This is a genomic window from Kitasatospora sp. cg17-2, assembly GCF_054031055.1.
The window spans coordinates 4,056,100-4,070,003 of the sequence record NZ_CM132923.1 but is presented as its reverse complement, the minus strand read 5'-3'; the positions used below and the strand labels follow the sequence as shown (position 1 = coordinate 4,070,003).

Annotated in this window: 13 protein-coding genes; 8 read left to right on the top strand and 5 right to left on the bottom strand. The window is 73.6% G+C overall.

Features of this window, described 5'->3' with window-relative positions; translation table 11 throughout:
- Positions 1 to 5 precede the first annotated feature (5 nt).
- Positions 6 to 413 (bottom strand): VOC family protein, encoded by a 408-nt coding sequence (locus ACW14Y_RS16835; RefSeq protein ID WP_456987436.1) that lies wholly within the window; start codon positions 411 to 413, stop codon positions 6 to 8.
- A 248-nt stretch (positions 414 to 661) separates the two neighbouring features.
- Here ACW14Y_RS16835 and ACW14Y_RS16830 point away from each other — a divergent pair, with 248 nt between their 5' ends.
- Both ACW14Y_RS16830 and ACW14Y_RS16825 read left to right on the top strand, forming a co-directional pair.
- Entirely contained in the window at positions 662 to 961 is a 300-nt protein-coding gene (locus ACW14Y_RS16830; protein ID WP_380307703.1) for a hypothetical protein, read from the top strand.
- Between the two features lie 140 nt (positions 962 to 1,101).
- Entirely contained in the window at positions 1,102 to 1,941 is an 840-nt protein-coding gene (locus ACW14Y_RS16825) for an arylamine N-acetyltransferase family protein (RefSeq protein WP_456987434.1), read from the top strand.
- 65 nt (positions 1,942 to 2,006) lie between these two features.
- On the opposite strand, the gene ACW14Y_RS16820 is transcribed toward ACW14Y_RS16825, so the two are convergent.
- Positions 2,007 to 2,540, bottom strand: coding sequence for an NUDIX hydrolase (locus tag ACW14Y_RS16820; RefSeq protein WP_456987432.1), 534 nt, complete (start codon positions 2,538 to 2,540; stop codon positions 2,007 to 2,009).
- Between the two features lie 242 nt (positions 2,541 to 2,782).
- Between ACW14Y_RS16820 and ACW14Y_RS16815 the strand changes: the two genes are divergently transcribed.
- Positions 2,783 to 3,421 carry a hypothetical protein gene (locus ACW14Y_RS16815; RefSeq protein WP_402722329.1) on the top strand — a complete coding sequence of 213 codons (639 nt, stop codon included), beginning with the start codon at positions 2,783 to 2,785 and terminating at the stop codon, positions 3,419 to 3,421.
- 22 nt (positions 3,422 to 3,443) lie between these two features.
- Here ACW14Y_RS16815 and ACW14Y_RS16810 read toward each other — a convergent pair whose 3' ends face one another.
- Together ACW14Y_RS16810 and ACW14Y_RS16805 are read right to left on the bottom strand one after the other, a co-directional pair.
- Complete coding sequence (locus ACW14Y_RS16810) at positions 3,444 to 3,992, bottom strand: hypothetical protein (RefSeq protein ID WP_456987430.1); 549 nt, start codon at positions 3,990 to 3,992, stop codon at positions 3,444 to 3,446.
- 129 nt (positions 3,993 to 4,121) lie between these two features.
- Positions 4,122 to 5,573: an LCP family protein gene (locus ACW14Y_RS16805; RefSeq protein ID WP_456987428.1), complete on the bottom strand. Its 1,452-nt coding sequence runs from the start codon at positions 5,571 to 5,573 to the stop codon at positions 4,122 to 4,124.
- Between the two features lie 295 nt (positions 5,574 to 5,868).
- Between ACW14Y_RS16805 and ACW14Y_RS16800 the strand changes: the two genes are divergently transcribed.
- From ACW14Y_RS16800 to ACW14Y_RS16785, 4 genes are all read left to right on the top strand, one after another.
- Positions 5,869 to 5,955: a putative leader peptide gene (locus tag ACW14Y_RS16800; RefSeq protein WP_353612751.1), complete on the top strand. Its 87-nt coding sequence runs from the start codon at positions 5,869 to 5,871 to the stop codon at positions 5,953 to 5,955.
- 176 nt (positions 5,956 to 6,131) lie between these two features.
- On the top strand, positions 6,132 to 6,686 hold the full coding sequence (gene ssuE, locus ACW14Y_RS16795) for an NADPH-dependent FMN reductase (RefSeq protein WP_266269732.1): 555 nt from the start codon (positions 6,132 to 6,134) through the stop codon (positions 6,684 to 6,686).
- Between the two features lie 519 nt (positions 6,687 to 7,205).
- On the top strand, positions 7,206 to 7,994 hold the full coding sequence (locus ACW14Y_RS16790; protein ID WP_380307692.1) for an ABC transporter ATP-binding protein: 789 nt from the start codon (positions 7,206 to 7,208) through the stop codon (positions 7,992 to 7,994).
- A gap of 22 nt (positions 7,995 to 8,016) precedes the next feature.
- Positions 8,017 to 10,578, top strand: coding sequence for an ABC transporter permease (locus tag ACW14Y_RS16785; protein ID WP_380307689.1), 2,562 nt, complete (start codon positions 8,017 to 8,019; stop codon positions 10,576 to 10,578).
- Between the two features lie 156 nt (positions 10,579 to 10,734).
- Here ACW14Y_RS16785 and ACW14Y_RS16780 read toward each other — a convergent pair whose 3' ends face one another.
- On the bottom strand, positions 10,735 to 12,546 hold the full coding sequence (locus tag ACW14Y_RS16780) for an LCP family protein (protein ID WP_456987425.1): 1,812 nt from the start codon (positions 12,544 to 12,546) through the stop codon (positions 10,735 to 10,737).
- Between the two features lie 219 nt (positions 12,547 to 12,765).
- Between ACW14Y_RS16780 and ACW14Y_RS16775 the strand changes: the two genes are divergently transcribed.
- Positions 12,766 to 13,806, top strand: coding sequence for a glycosyltransferase family 2 protein (locus tag ACW14Y_RS16775; protein ID WP_380309222.1), 1,041 nt, complete (start codon positions 12,766 to 12,768; stop codon positions 13,804 to 13,806).
- Positions 13,807 to 13,904 lie beyond the last annotated feature (98 nt).

Below are 13,904 nucleotides of genomic sequence, written 5' to 3'. Positions count from 1 at the left end.
CCCGTTCAGTCCCGGTCGGTCACCACGGGCCGCTGCTGGCGCAGCGAGACCCGGTTGCCGTCCAGGTCCCGGGCCTCGATGCGGAAGCCGAACGGGTACTCCTCGGGCTCGTCCGCGTCGAACTCCACCCCGCGCTCGCGCCAGATCCCGACGTCCTTCCCCAGGTCGTCCGACTCCAGGATGATCGGCCCGGGCGCGGACACCCCCTCCACCCGCGGCGGCTGCCCGGCGGCCGGGGCGTGCGACCAGAGGATGATCTCGAACGGGTGACCCTCGGCGCCCACGGTGAGGAAGCGGCCGTCCGGACCCGGGTAGTCGATGCGCTTCTCCAGCCCCAGCTGTTCGGTGTAGAACCGCAGCGCGCGGTCCTGGTCGGTGACGTAGACCGTGACGTACATGATCTTGGTGAGCATGGTGCTGTCCTCTCCGTCCGGCGGCCCGGTGGTGCCGCTCCGCCTCCCTGACGGATCGCGGCGGCCCTGTTGTGACAGCTGTGGGGCAGGGATCCTCCACGCGGGAAGTCGGCCGGTCCGACTTCCCGCTCCGCACCGGCCGCCGCGCCCGATCGGTCCCCGATGCAGCGTCACCGTCCGGTTACTTTGAGTCGCATCGGCGGGGTCGCGCAGGGCCGCCCCGCTCCGGCCGAAAGGAATGTGGACGCATGAAGCAGCGACGCACGGCAACGGTTCTCGGGGCCTGGCTGGCGGCCGCCGCCCTCGCCGTCGCGGTCCCGAACACCGCGTACGCGGCCCACGGGATCCTGATCGTCGACGGCGCCGCCCACCAGGATCCGCGCGGGTGCCTCCCGCTCGGCGACTTCGTCCAGCCGGTGGTCACCAACTACACGGACTCGGTGGTCCAGGTCCGGGGCGGGACGAGCTGCGAGGGCGCGGTCGAGAAGTTCGTCGTCCCCGGCGAGACCTACGCGGCGCTCGGCGGCCGCAGCGTCCTCGTGCCCTGACGCGCGCCCGCGCTCGCGCAGGAAGTCGGACCCTCCGACTTCCTGCGCCCCATGCCGACTCCCGGCTGTCGTGGGTCACCCGTAGGACGTAGGTCCGAGGCCCGATGTCCGGAGGAATCAGTTCCGCTTGGATGGCGGTCATGGACGAACCCACGCAGAACGCAGAGATCCCGACCGACGAGCAGGTGGCGGCCTACCTCGCCCGGATCGGGGCCGAGCGGCCCGCCCGCGCCGGTGCCGCCGAGCTGGCGCTGCTCCAGGAGGCGCACCTGGACGCCGTCCCGTTCGAGAACCTCAGCATCCACCTCGGCGAGCCCGTCGTGCTCGAACCGGAGGCGCTGCTGGACAAGGTCGTGGAGCGTCGGCGCGGCGGGTTCTGCTACGAACTCAACGGTGCCTTCGCCGCGTTGCTGCGGGCCCTCGGCTACCGCGTCGAGCTGCTCGCCGCGCGGGTCTTCGACGGGGCCGAGCCCGGGCCGCCGTTCGACCACCTGGCGCTGCGGGTGGAGGCGGACGGCGTCGCCTGGCTGGTGGACGTCGGTTTCGGGAGGTTCGCCCGCCGGCCGCTGCGCCTCGACGAGCGGGGCCGCCAGCAGGACCCGGCGGGAGTCCTCACCGTCGCCCCGAGCGCCGACACCGCGTCCACCGGCGCCCCCGCCGACCTGGACGTCGCCCTCGACGGCGCGCCGCAGTACCGCCTCGACCCCCGCCCGTACCGGCTGGCCGACTTCGCCCCGACCTGCTGGTGGCAGACCACGTCCCCCGACTCGCACTTCACCCGCGCGACCACGTGCTCCCGCCCCACCCCCGACGGCGGGCGGATCACCCTCACCAGTACCCGCGCCACCGGCGGCACCCGTCTCCTGCGCACCGCCCCCGACGGCACCCGCACCGAGGAACTCCTCGACGCCGACGCGGCCCTGGGTGCCTACCGCACCCACTTCGGCCTCGTCCTGGACCGCCTCCCGACCGCGCCCTGACCGGCCCCCCGTCCTGATCGACGCCCCGGCCGCCCCGGCCGCCCCGGCCAGCCCGACCGGCCCCGCTACAGCAGGCCGAGGTGGTCGAGGCCCAGGTAGGCCGGGCCGACGTCGGAGAGCAGGCCGCGGCGCAGCACGGTGTCGCGGAACTCCGCCAGGTCCATCAGCACCACCTCGATGAACTCGTTGCGGTCGTGCGCGATCCGGGCGGTCGGGACGCAGTCGGTGGCGACGCAGGCGTGACGCACGCCGTTGGAGTAGGCGTCGTGCCAGACGGCGGTGACGTGCTCCACCTTGCCCCGGTAGCCGGTCTCCTCGGCGAGTTCGCGCGCGGCGGCGTCCTCGGGGGACTCGCCCGGTTCGACGGCGCCGCCCGGCAGCTCGTACAGCAGGGCCTGCGGTCCGGGCCGGAACTGCCGGGTGAGCACGATGCGCCGGTCCGGGGTCAGCGCGACGACGGCCGCGCAGGAGTACTCGTTGCCGAGGTGGTAGACCTCCTCGCGGCCGTCCGGCATGGCGAAGGTCACCCGGTCGGTGCCGCGCCCGAAGGCGCTGTGGATCGGCTCGCGGCGGAGTTCCCGCCAGTGCGTGTCGCCCATCGGGGCGGGCTCCTTCCGTGCGGGCGCGCGGGCGCCCGGGGCGGCGCGGACGGGCGCCCGCGGGCGCGGACGGCACCGTGTGCACGCGCAGAATAGCCGTGCATCGCCCGCTCCGGGAGGATTCGCCGGAATCGTTCGCCGTGGCCGAACCCGCGCCGTAAGCTGCGCGGGCGTGGTCGGCCCGGCGTCCGGGAAGCGGCCGCGAATCGACGAACTCCGCACCCCGGCAAGGTGGTTCACCCATGAGGCAGACGAGTCGGCGCAAGGACGACGGCGAGGTGACCTGCGAGCAGGTGACCGTCCTCTCCTTCGAGCCCGAGCCCGAGGCCCGGGTCGACGAGGACGGTCGCGTCCTGCTGATGAGCGAGCCCGCGAGTCTGACCCGCATCCCGGTCCGGATCCTCCGGGAGGCCATGACGATCAAGCGGGTCGCGGGCTACTGGATCAGCTGGGCGGAGTGGTTCGGGCCGGACGACATCCGCAACCACGCCCGCTGGGTGCCGGACGAGGAGTACGTCCGGCCCGGCGAGGGCGGTCTCGACGGCCGGCTGGACGTGAAGGTGTCGGCGTACTGGGCGGTGGAGCTGGAGCCGCGCCGGGCGCGGCTGCGGACCAGCGAGGCCGTGGTGACCTTCCCGGCGGGGGAGGCCCGCTGCGAACTCGTCCTGGAGCGCCCCGAGCCGCAGCACCCCGCCACCCTGGTCGTCCATCTGTCGGACGCCTGGTGGTCGGGCGGCCGCGGCGGGCGGACGATCCACCACGGTCTGGCGGGCGAGCTGGAGGGCCCGGGCGGGCGGCCGGGCGACGGGCGGCGGGGCGCGGCCGTCCACCGGTACGCGGAGTGTGCGACGGGGCACCTGCCGGGGGTGGCCGTCCGCTGACCGTCCGCCGACCGGCCGCGTCTCAGACGCGGACGCGTACCTCGGCCGCGGCGACGCCCGAGCCCGCACCCGCCGCGTCCGCGCTCGCACCCGCCGCGTCCGCGCTCGCACCCGCCGGGGCCGAGGCGCCCGGCCAGTCCGCCCGCGTCCCGACCTTGCGGGCGGGGGCGCCGGCCCAGATCTCGCCCGGCCCGGTGGAGCGGGTGAGCACGGCGTTCGCGCCGACCACGGTGCCGGCGCCGACCGTCAGCACCCCGGCCTTGCAGACCACCTTGGCGCCCGCGCACAGCACCGCGCCGTCCTCGACCACCACCCGCCGCATCGCGCTCGCCTCCTGCGGCACCCAGGGGTCGGCCCGGCCGACGGTCACGCCGTTGTACAGCGTCACCCCGGCACCGAGGGTGGTGTACGGGTGCAGCACGGTCCCGAAGCCCCGGTGGAACACGACGAGCCCCGGCCCGATCTCGGCGGCGGCCGGCACCTCCATCCCGTAGACGGCGAGCGCCTCCTGGACCAGGCGGCCCAGGAGGCGGTGGCGACGGCGGTAGATCAGCGCGGTGACGAGTGACATCCACCCATTGTGTCGGCGGTGTTACGAGGAGTCACGGAGGTGTGCGGGGCATTCGCGCCGGAGGGGCGGCCGCCCCTCCCGCGGTTGCCCGACGACCGGCCGCCCCGCGTCCGGCTGCTTCACGTCCGGCTACTTCACGTCCGGCACGGCGGTGTCGTTCTTGAAGGCGTCGAACACCTGCTTGGCCTTCGCCGTGTCCCACTTGACCGCCGACTCGCCGGTGTTGGTCTTGAAGTCCGGGTTGGCGATCGGCACGGTGATGCTCTTCCCGCTGCCGCCGTTGACGTCCTTCATGGCGAGGAAGAGCGAGCCGAGGTCGGTCAGCCCGGCGTCGTCGTCGACGATCAGCGTGCCGAGGCCCGAGGACACCAGCGGGTAGAAGGTGAACGGGTTGAGCACGGTGGCCGGCGAGGCCGCCTGCTTGGCCAGCGCGCCGAGGAACTGCTGCTGGTTGCGCATCCGGCCGAGGTCCTGGTCGGCCATCTGGTGGCGCTGGCGGACGAAGGCCAGCGCCTGGGTGCCGTTGAGGGTCTGGCAGCCGGCCTTGAGGTCGAGGCCGGAGTCCTTGTCCTTGACGTCCTGCTCGATGCACATGTCCACGCCGCCGACCGAGTCGACGATGCCGACGAAGCCGGCGAAGCCGATCTCGGCGTAGTGGTCGATGCGGATGCCGGTGTTCGTCTCCACGGTCTGCGTCAGCAGCTTGCCGCCGCCGGAGGCGAAGGCGGAGTTGATCTTCGAGGTGGTCGCCTTGACGGGCTTGCCGTTCTCGCCGGTGTGCTCGGGGATCGGCACCCAGGAGTCGCGGGGGATGCTCATCAGGGTGTTCCCGTTGTCCCCGACGTGCAGGATCATCATCGAGTCGCTGCGCTTGCCGCCGGCGTGGCCGGTGTGCAGGTCCTCCTCCTGGCTGTCGGAGAGGCCGTTGCGGCTGTCCGAGCCGACGATCAGCCAGTTGGTGCCCTTGCCCGCGGCCGGGCGGCCCGGGTAGTCGGCGAGCACGTTCTCGTGGTTGAGCTTGGAGTCCGCCCAGAACCAGGTGGAGACGCTGGTGACCATCAGGGCGATCAGCACGCCGAACACCGACCACTTGATGATCCGGCGCCTCGGCCAGCGTCCGGAGCGGGCGGTGGCGGGCGGCTGCGGCCCGCCGGGGGCTATCGGGCCACCGGGCGCGGCGCCCGGCCCGCCGGGGCCGCCCGGCCCACCGGGGCCGCCGGGTCCACCGGGACGGCCGGGGCCGCCCTGCGCGGGCACCGACGGGCGCGCACCGGGCTGTCCGGGCTGGCCGTAGCCCTGCCCCGGCTGCCCGTACCCCTGGGCGGGGCCGTACCCGGGCGCCTGCGGCGGCGGGCCCGGTCGGCCCTGCTGCGGCTGTCCCTGGGGTTGCCCCTGGGGCTGTCCCTGCGGCTGCGGCTGCCGGGGCGCCGGAGCGCCCGGCCCGCGCGGGTTCAGCCCGGCGGGCAGCGGCGGCTCGGCGGCCGGGCCGCCGTTACCGTGCCCGTACGCGGCGCCACCGCCACCGTTGCCGCCGTACGGGTTCCCGCCGCCGCCCGGGCGGCCCTCCTGCCACGTGTTCATGTGGGAGAGGATGCCCGACGCGGGCTCCGGTGACTCCCCCCGGGGGGCCTGCCAGGGGCCTTGTAGCAGTTTTGATGCACGCGCCGGATCGTTCCGCCGCATGGTGACGGGCGGGCGCACGCCCCGTGTCCGACCGGCCACCCGCCCGTCCCCCGACGGCCCCCCGGCCACTGTCCGGCTGCCGCCCGACCGCCGTCCGTCCGGTCACCCTCACGGTCCTCCGTCTCACCGTCCGTCTCACCTGGTGTTCGGTTGTCGGGACGATCCTTGACCGTCCCGAACGCTGCGTGTTTGCATGACTGCCATGGATCAGCGATGGACTCTCACGCGTCGGCGGCACGTCGACCTTCAGCGTGTGTCCTGTTCGCTCTGTTGTGGCTGACGCTCGCCCGTCGAACCCCCACCACTCCTCCTCTTCCACCGTTCCGCCGCTGCCCGTGCGGCGCGCCCACCGCTGACCGTCTCCGCCCGGCCTCCGCCGGGCCGGCCGACGCTCCTGCGGGTCGGTGCCTCGCGCCGCCGAAGCGGAGTCCCCCGCTTCCTCCCCGAGGTGAATCCATGGCCACCGTCCTGTCCGTTTCCGGCTCGCCGTCCCCGACCTCCCGCACCACCCGCCTGTTGCGCCTGATCGACGCGCAGCTGGAGGAGCGCGGCCACCGCGTCGTCCCCTTCGAGGTGCGCAGCCTGCCCGCGCACGCGCTGCTGACCGCCGACCTGTCGCATCCGCAGCTGGCGGCCGCCCTGGAGCTGTTCGCCGAGGCGGACGGCGTGGTGATCGGCACCCCCGTCTACAAGGCCGCCTACTCGGGGCTGCTGAAGGCGCTGCTGGACGTGCTGCCGCAGTACGCGCTGCGCGACAAGGCCGTGCTGCCGCTCGCCACCGGCGGCTCCACCGCGCACGTGCTGGCGGTGGACTACGCGCTCCGGCCGGTGCTCAGCTCGATGGGCGCCGACCACATCACCCGGGGCTGGTTCGTCCTGGACCGCCACATCACCGCCAGGGAGGACGGCACGACCGTGCTGGAGCGCGAGACGGACGTGCTGCTGCGGCCGGTGGTGGACGCCTTCGCGGGCACCCTGGAGCGCCTCGCCGCCCCGGCCCTGACGGCCTGACGGTCCGACGTCCCCGCGGCTCGACGTCCGCACGCCCTGATGTCCGGTCAACTCTCTTCGGCAGTACCGTCGGAAGCTGCTTCGCCGGCCTCCTCGGACGCCCTCCCGCCGCCCCTCCCGGGCGGTCCGGGGAAGGGTGGCGAGGGGGCCGGCGGGCGTTCCGGCCGCCCTCGGCGGAGCACCCGCGGGCGGCTTCCCGCGGCGTCGCGCCGGGAGTCCGTAAGGGGGGTCCCTGAGGGTGGCCCGGCGTACCCCTAGGGGGAGGGGCGGCCCACCCCGTACAACTCCGGTTGGACCGCTTCCTCCCGTCGGATGACGAGGGGGAGGGGCCCCGACTCCTAACGTTGTTCACATCCCCGCCCGTCCGAGGCGGACCCGCTCCGGTCGGGTCCGGGTCCCCGGTTCACCGGGAGGGTGGGGCTGACTCCCGGTCGAAAACTATCCCCTGCGCGATGTCGCCGGGCGGGTGGCACGGAGCAGGCTGGGGGCAACGGGTGGACCACTTCTTAGGAGACGACAGTGACGACGGCAGCAGCAGCCGTGTACGACGCCCAGCTTCCCGGCGGTGCCCCCGCCGTCGCCGCTTCGGCCCGCCAGGTGACCAAGTCCTACGGTGCGGGTGAGACCAGGGTGACGGCCCTGGACGCGGTGGACGTGGACATCCAGCGAGGTCGGTTCACCGCGATCATGGGCCCGTCGGGCTCCGGCAAGTCGACCCTGATGCACTGCCTGGCCGGTCTGGACACGGTGACCGAGGGGCGGATCTGGATCGGCGAGACCGAGATCACCGGTCTGAAGGACAAGCAGCTCACCAAGCTGCGCCGGGACAAGATCGGCTTCATCTTCCAGGCGTTCAACCTCCTCCCGACGCTGAACGCGCTGGAGAACATCACCCTCCCGATGGACATCGCCGGCCGCAAGCCCGACCGGGCCTGGCTGGACCGGGTGGTGGAGACGGTCGGGCTGTCCGACCGGCTCAAGCACCGGCCGACCCAGCTCTCCGGCGGCCAGCAGCAGCGCGTCGCGGTGGCCCGGGCGCTGGCGGCCCGGCCCGAGATCATCTTCGGTGACGAGCCCACGGGGAACCTCGACTCGCGCTCCGGCGCCGAGGTGCTCTCCTTCCTGCGCCGCAGCGTCGACGAGCTGGGCCAGACCATCGTCATGGTCACCCACGACCCGGTCGCGGCCGGCTACGCGGACCGCGTGCTGTTCCTCGCGGACGGCGTGATGGTCGACGAGATGCACGCCCCGACGGCGGACTCCGTCCTTGAGCGCATGCGCCGTTTCGACGGCAAGCGCACCAGCTGAGCGGGCGGGAGCTGACAGGACCATGTTGCTCAAGACCTCACTCCGGAGCTTCTTCGCCCACAAGGGGCGGATGGCGCTCTCCCTGGTCGCGGTCGTCCTCTCGGTCGCGTTCGTGTCCGGGACGCTGGTGTTCTCCAACACCGCGACCAGCACCTTCGACTCGCTCTTCGCCTCGACCGCCTCCGATCTCTCGGTCGGGCCCGCCGAGCCGGAGCTCGGCGGCAAGGACTCCCGTGCGCAGACCCTGACGGTCGCCGTCGACAGCGTGCGGAAGGTCGCCGCGGTCCCCGGGGTGAAGACGGCGATCGGTCAGGTCACGGTGGAGAACGCCACCCTGGCGGACCCCGCGACCCTCAAGAAGGTCGGCCCGACCACCGGCGCCCCGACCATCGTCGGCAACTGGGTGGACACCCCGCGCAGCCCGGTCGAGATCACCTCCGGTCACGCACCGCAGGGCCCCGACCAGGTCGTGCTCGACGCGGACACCGCGAAGAAGGCCAAGCTCGGCCTGGGCGGCAAGCTGCGGGTGATCATCAACGACAACCACGACTTCACGATCGTCGGCATCGCCGCGTTCAAGACCACCAACCCGGGCGCGGCGCTGGCCTTCCTGGACACCGCCACCGCGCAGAGCGTCCTGCTCGGTGGGCCCGCGTACACCTCGGTCGAGGTGTACGGGGACGGCAGCCGGTCCGACGAGCAGCTCAAGTCCGACGCGCTGGCCGGGCTGGGCGCCGGCTTCGAGGCGAAGACGGCGGCCGAGCAGAAGGCGGACGGCCAGAAGAGCGTCGGCTCCTTCCTCGACTTCATGAAGTACGCGATGCTCGGCTTCGCCGGCATCTCGCTGCTGGTCGGCGGCTTCCTGATCATCAACACCTTCTCGATGCTGGTCGCCCAGCGAACCCGGGAGATCGGCCTGCTGCGGGCCGTCGGCGGCAGCCGCAAGCAGGTCAACCGCTCGGTGCTGGTGGAGGCGCTGCTGCTGGGCCTGGCCGGGTCCACGATCGGCATCGCGGCCGGCCTCGGCCTGGCGGTCGGGCTCATCCAGCTGATGAACGCGGCCGGGATGCACCTCGACGCCTCGGACCTGAAGATCGGCGCGGACGTGTTCGTCGCCGGGTACGCGGTGGGTGTCGTGATCACCGTGCTCGCGGCCTGGATCCCGGCCCGCCGGGCGAGCCGGATCGCACCGATCGCCGCCCTGCGCGACCACGGGACCCCGGCCGAGGCCCGCTCCAACACCGTCCGGGCGATCGTCGGCCTGGTGCTCACGGCGGGCGGCGGCGGTCTGCTGGTGCTGGCCGCCAAGGCGGAGAAGGCGGCCACCGGGGGCCAGTTCATCGGGCTCGGTGTGCTGCTCACCCTGGTCGGCTTCGTCGTCCTCGGCCCGCTGCTGGCCACCACCGTGGTCCGGGTGCTCGGCGCGCTGCTGCCGGCCCTGTTCGGCCCGTCCGGCAGGCTCGCCCAGCGCAACGCGATGCGCAACCCGCGCCGCACCGGTGCCACGGCTGCCGCACTGATGATCGGACTCGCGCTGGTGATCGGCGCCTCGGTCTTCACCTCCTCGGTCATCGAGTCCACCAACAACCAGATCGACCGCTCGGTGGGCGCCGACTACATCATCACGGCCGGTCAGAACGGGGTCTCCCCGGCGGTCGTCGCCGCCGTGCGGCAGGTCCAGGGCATCGACCACGTCACCGAGCAGAAGTCCATCGCGGCGTACCTCACCGCGCCGGACGGGAAGACCGAGAAGACCCGGATATCCGCCGTCACCGAGCGGTTCACCGAGGACTTCCGGCTGCCGGTCAAGGAGGGCGCTCCGGACTCCCTCAAGCAGGGTGCGGTGGCCATCGGTGAGGACTACGCCAAGGACCACGGCCTCAAGCCCGGCGACACGCTCAAGGTCGACTACGGCAACGGGCGGGTCCAGTCAGTGCCGGTCGGCGTCGTCATGACCAAGGGCAACCAGCTCTTCGACGGCAACACCTTCGCCTCGCTCGACACCGTCACCAAGGTGGTGCCGGCCGCGGAGCAGCCGGTGGACGACGTCCTGTTCGGCAAGGCGGCCGCCGGGACGGACGTCGCCAGGACGCTCACCGGCCTGGAGGACGCGCTCAAGCAGTACCCGCAGGCCTCGGTCCGCGACCAGGCCGGCTACAAGGACCTCGTCCAGGAGCAGGTCAACACCCTGCTCTACATGATCTACGGCCTGCTCGGGCTGGCGATCGTGGTCGCGGTGCTCGGTGTCGTCAACACCCTGGCGCTCTCGGTGGTTGAGCGGACCCGCGAGATCGGCCTGCTGCGGGCGATCGGGCTCTCCCGTCGCCAGCTGCGCCGGATGATCCGGCTGGAGTCCGTGGTGATCGCCCTGTTCGGCGCCGTCCTCGGCACCGCGCTCGGCCTGGCCTGGGGCATCACCGGGCAGCAGGTGCTGCGGACCCAGGGCCTGGAGACGCTGGCCGTCCCGACCACGACCATCCTCCTCACCCTGGCCGCCTCGGTGGTCATCGGCCTGCTGGCCGCCCTGGTGCCGGCCTTCCGGGCCGGGCGGATGAACGTCCTCGCGGCGATCGCGACGGACTGACCGGACGCCGCCCCCGGATCGGGGGACCGGGGGCGGCGTCGGGGGACCGGGGAAGGTGGGGCCCGGTCCCGGGGGACAGGGGGGACAGGGGGGAAGGGGCAGGGTGCCACGCGCACCCTGCCCCTGTTGTTGTGGTGGGCGGGTCCGCGGGCCGGTTCAGGGGCAGATGATGTCGCTGGCCCGCTCGGCCCCGGCTGTAGCCGCACCCGTCCCGGCCGCACCCGTCCCGGCCGGTCCCGCCGCGCCCTCGGCGCGCGCCTCCGCCACCGGACCGGACTGTGCCGCACCCGCACCCGCACCGGCGCCTCCGCCGGGGGCGGGCGACGGCGGCGCCGAGGGCGGCGGCGGGGCGGGCACCGCGACCGCCGTCGCGGACGGACCGGCCGCGGGGGCGCTCGGTCCCGCCGCCGGATGGTCCGTCCCCGCGTACACCTGGAGGGTCGGCCCCAGGCCCGGGACGGGCGTCAGTTCGGCGGTCGGCACCGCGCCGGCCAGCGTCCGCGCCGACTCGGCCCAGCGCGGGTCGTACCGGACCACCGTGCGCCCGGCCGGTGTGCCGGCCGGGGCGTTGGACGGCGCCCCGGTGGTGGCGAACCCGGCCCGCCGCAGCTCGGCGTCGACCCGGGCGCCGAGACCGGCGACACCCGCCGCGTTGAACACCTGGACGTGCACCAGCTCCGGCGCGACGCTGCCGGCCCCGGCTCCCGCCCCGGTTCCCGTCGCCGCCCCCGCCGCCGAACCCGCCGACCCCGCCGAGCCCGCCGGACCCGCCGAAGGCTCCGCCCCGCCCGCCCCGGCCGCCGACTGCGCCCCGCCAGCCCCGCCAGCCCCGCCGTCCTCCGCCGCCAGCGGCCGCCCCTCCCGCACCGCGTCGAACAGCGCCCGGGCCCGCTCCTTGTCCCAGAGCACCGTGGAGCCCCAACCCGCGACCGGGTGGTCCACCGAGGCCAGCGGCACGGTCACGAAGTCGGCCCGCCCGGCCGTCAGCTCCTTCATCCGGGTCGCCAGCGTGATCAGGTCGTCCGCCGAGAGGCCCTTGTCGGCCTTGACCGAGGCGAGCAGACTGTCGGTCGCCCGGGCCAGCCGGACCGGGTTGAGCAGGACGCCGCCGCTGGTCACCTGGTGCAGCAGCTGTGCGACCAGCTTCTGCTGCCGGTGCATCCGCCCCAGGTCGGAGCTGCCGTCCACATGCCGGGCCCGTACGTACTTGAGCGCTCCGGCGCCGTCCAGGGTGCTGGTGCCGGCCGGCAGGTCGAGACCCGAGTACTCGTCCTTGAGCGGTTTGGCGGTGCAGACCCGGACCCCGCCGACGGCGTCCACGGCGGAGACGAACCCGGCGAAGTCGACCTGGAGGTAGTGGTCGATGCGCAACCCGGTGTTCTGTTCGACGGTGGCGACGGTCAGCTGCGGGCCGCCCATCCCGAACGCGGCGTTGATCTTGCCCTTGCCCGCCGGGACCGTCCGCCGGGTGGCCGGGTCCCGGTGGGCGGGGATGTCGACGTAGGAGTCCCGGGGAATGCTGATCACCCCGGCCCGGGAGCCGTCCCCGGAAAGCTGGACGATCATCATCGTGTCGGTGCAGTGGCAGGATTCCCCCCCGGCGTGCAGCACGGTTTTCAGCGTCTTCTCCGGGATCCCGTCCCGTTCGTCGGTGCCGACCACCAGAAAAGTGGTGGAGCCGTCGTCGGCCGGCCGCGCCCGGTCGTTGCTGAAGGCGTCCACCCGGTCGATCGACCCGATTCCGTGCAGGACCGCCCAGCCTCCGCAGGAGGTGACGAGGACGCTGAACGCGATGCCGGCGGCCAGTCGACGGGGCCAGCGGCGCCGCTCCGAGGGGCCGCCGGACCGGTCGAGCGGTTCACCGCACCGGTCGAGCGGGTCGGCGGACTGTTCGAGCGGGTCGCCGGACCGTTCGAAGGAGGCGCCGGCCGGGTCTTCGGGCTGGGCGGAGCGGGGGGAGACGGGCATCTCTCGGATGGTAGGGGCGCCCTCGGTCGGGCCGGGTGAGGGCGCGCCGTGGCTGGGGAGTACGGTGGGCCCCGACAGGAGAAACGTTCCTCCGTGCGTCCCACGGGCGACCCCGGACAGCTCCTACGACGGTCCTTCGCACACCCCCTGCCCGCCCGGGCGGAGACGCCCAGACCGGGACAAGACGACACCCCATCCGCACCGGTACGGTTGGCCCCGATGAACACCAAGGCTGCTGAGGAGCTGCCGGCGGTCTCCGTGATCATGCCGGTGCTCAACGAGGAACGACACCTGCGCACGGCCGTCCGGCACATCCTGGAACAGGACTACGCCGGGTCGATGGAGGTGGTGATCGCCATCGGTCCGTCCACCGACCGCACCGCGCAGATCGCCGCCGAACTCGTCGCCGAGGACCCCAGAGTCCGGACGGTGGAGAACCCCACAGGACGCACTCCGGCGGGGCTGAACGCCGCCATCCGAGGTTCCCGCCATCCGATAGTGGTGCGCGTCGACGGCCACGGCCTGCTGACCCCCGGCTACATCAGCACGGCGGTCCGGCTGCTCCGCGAGATGGAGGCCGCCAACGTCGGCGGCATCATGCACGCCGAGGGCGAGACCGAGTGGGAGCACGCGGTCGCCGCGGCGATGACCTCCAAGATCGGTGTCGGCAACGCCGCCTTCCACACCGGCGGCCTGGCCGGCCCGGCGGACACCGTCTACCTCGGTGTGTTCCGGCGCGAGGTGCTGGAGCGCCTCGGCGGCTACAACGAGGAGTTCGTCCGCGCCCAGGACTGGGAGCTCAACTACCGGATCCGCCAGGACGGCGGCCTGGTGTGGTTCACCCCGCAGCTGCGCGTCACCTACCGGCCCCGGCCCACCATCAAGGCCCTGGCCAAGCAGTACAAGGACTACGGCCGCTGGCGCCGGGTGGTCACCCGCTACCACCGCGGCTCGGTCAACCTGCGCTACCTCGCGCCCCCCACCGCCTTCGCCGGGGTGACGCTCGGCCTGCTGCTCGGCCTGGCCGTGCACCCGGCCTTCCTGGCCCTGCCCGGCGTCTACCTGCTCGGCATCGCCGGCGGCGCGGTCAAGGAGGGGCGCGACCTGTCGCCCAAGGCCAAGGCGCTGCTCGCGGTGGCCTTCGCGACCATGCACCTCAGCTGGGGCTTCGGCTTCCTCACCTCGCCCCGCTCGCTGGCCCGCAAGGTCATCGGCAGCCGCGCCCCGTCCAGCGCGGACGTGGTGGCCGAGCGCGGCTGAACGCGGTCCGGCCCGCGCGGCCGAACGCGGCCGGGTCACCATCCGGCCAATCCGGCGGACCCGCCCTCCCGTGCCCGCGCCCGACGCTATCGTCGGGC

Excerpts from the sequence above, each read along its gene's own strand:
- ACW14Y_RS16820 (WP_456987432.1), bottom strand. The coding sequence starts at position 2,540 with ATGGGCGACACGCACTGGCGGGAACTCCGCCGCGAGCCGATCCACAGC.
- ACW14Y_RS16775 (WP_380309222.1), top strand. The coding sequence starts at position 12,766 with ATGAACACCAAGGCTGCTGAGGAGCTGCCGGCGGTCTCCGTGATCATG.
- ssuE (WP_266269732.1), top strand. The coding sequence starts at position 6,132 with ATGGCCACCGTCCTGTCCGTTTCCGGCTCGCCGTCCCCGACCTCCCGC.
- ACW14Y_RS16810 (WP_456987430.1), bottom strand. The coding sequence starts at position 3,992 with ATGTCACTCGTCACCGCGCTGATCTACCGCCGTCGCCACCGCCTCCTG.
- ACW14Y_RS16815 (WP_402722329.1), top strand. The coding sequence starts at position 2,783 with ATGAGGCAGACGAGTCGGCGCAAGGACGACGGCGAGGTGACCTGCGAG.
- ACW14Y_RS16800 (WP_353612751.1), top strand. The coding sequence starts at position 5,869 with ATGACTGCCATGGATCAGCGATGGACTCTCACGCGTCGGCGGCACGTC.
- ACW14Y_RS16830 (WP_380307703.1), top strand. The coding sequence starts at position 662 with ATGAAGCAGCGACGCACGGCAACGGTTCTCGGGGCCTGGCTGGCGGCC.
- ACW14Y_RS16785 (WP_380307689.1), top strand. The coding sequence starts at position 8,017 with ATGTTGCTCAAGACCTCACTCCGGAGCTTCTTCGCCCACAAGGGGCGG.
- ACW14Y_RS16780 (WP_456987425.1), bottom strand. The coding sequence starts at position 12,546 with ATGCCCGTCTCCCCCCGCTCCGCCCAGCCCGAAGACCCGGCCGGCGCC.
- ACW14Y_RS16825 (WP_456987434.1), top strand. The coding sequence starts at position 1,102 with ATGGACGAACCCACGCAGAACGCAGAGATCCCGACCGACGAGCAGGTG.
- ACW14Y_RS16835 (WP_456987436.1), bottom strand. The coding sequence starts at position 413 with ATGCTCACCAAGATCATGTACGTCACGGTCTACGTCACCGACCAGGAC.
- ACW14Y_RS16805 (WP_456987428.1), bottom strand. The coding sequence starts at position 5,573 with ATGAACACGTGGCAGGAGGGCCGCCCGGGCGGCGGCGGGAACCCGTAC.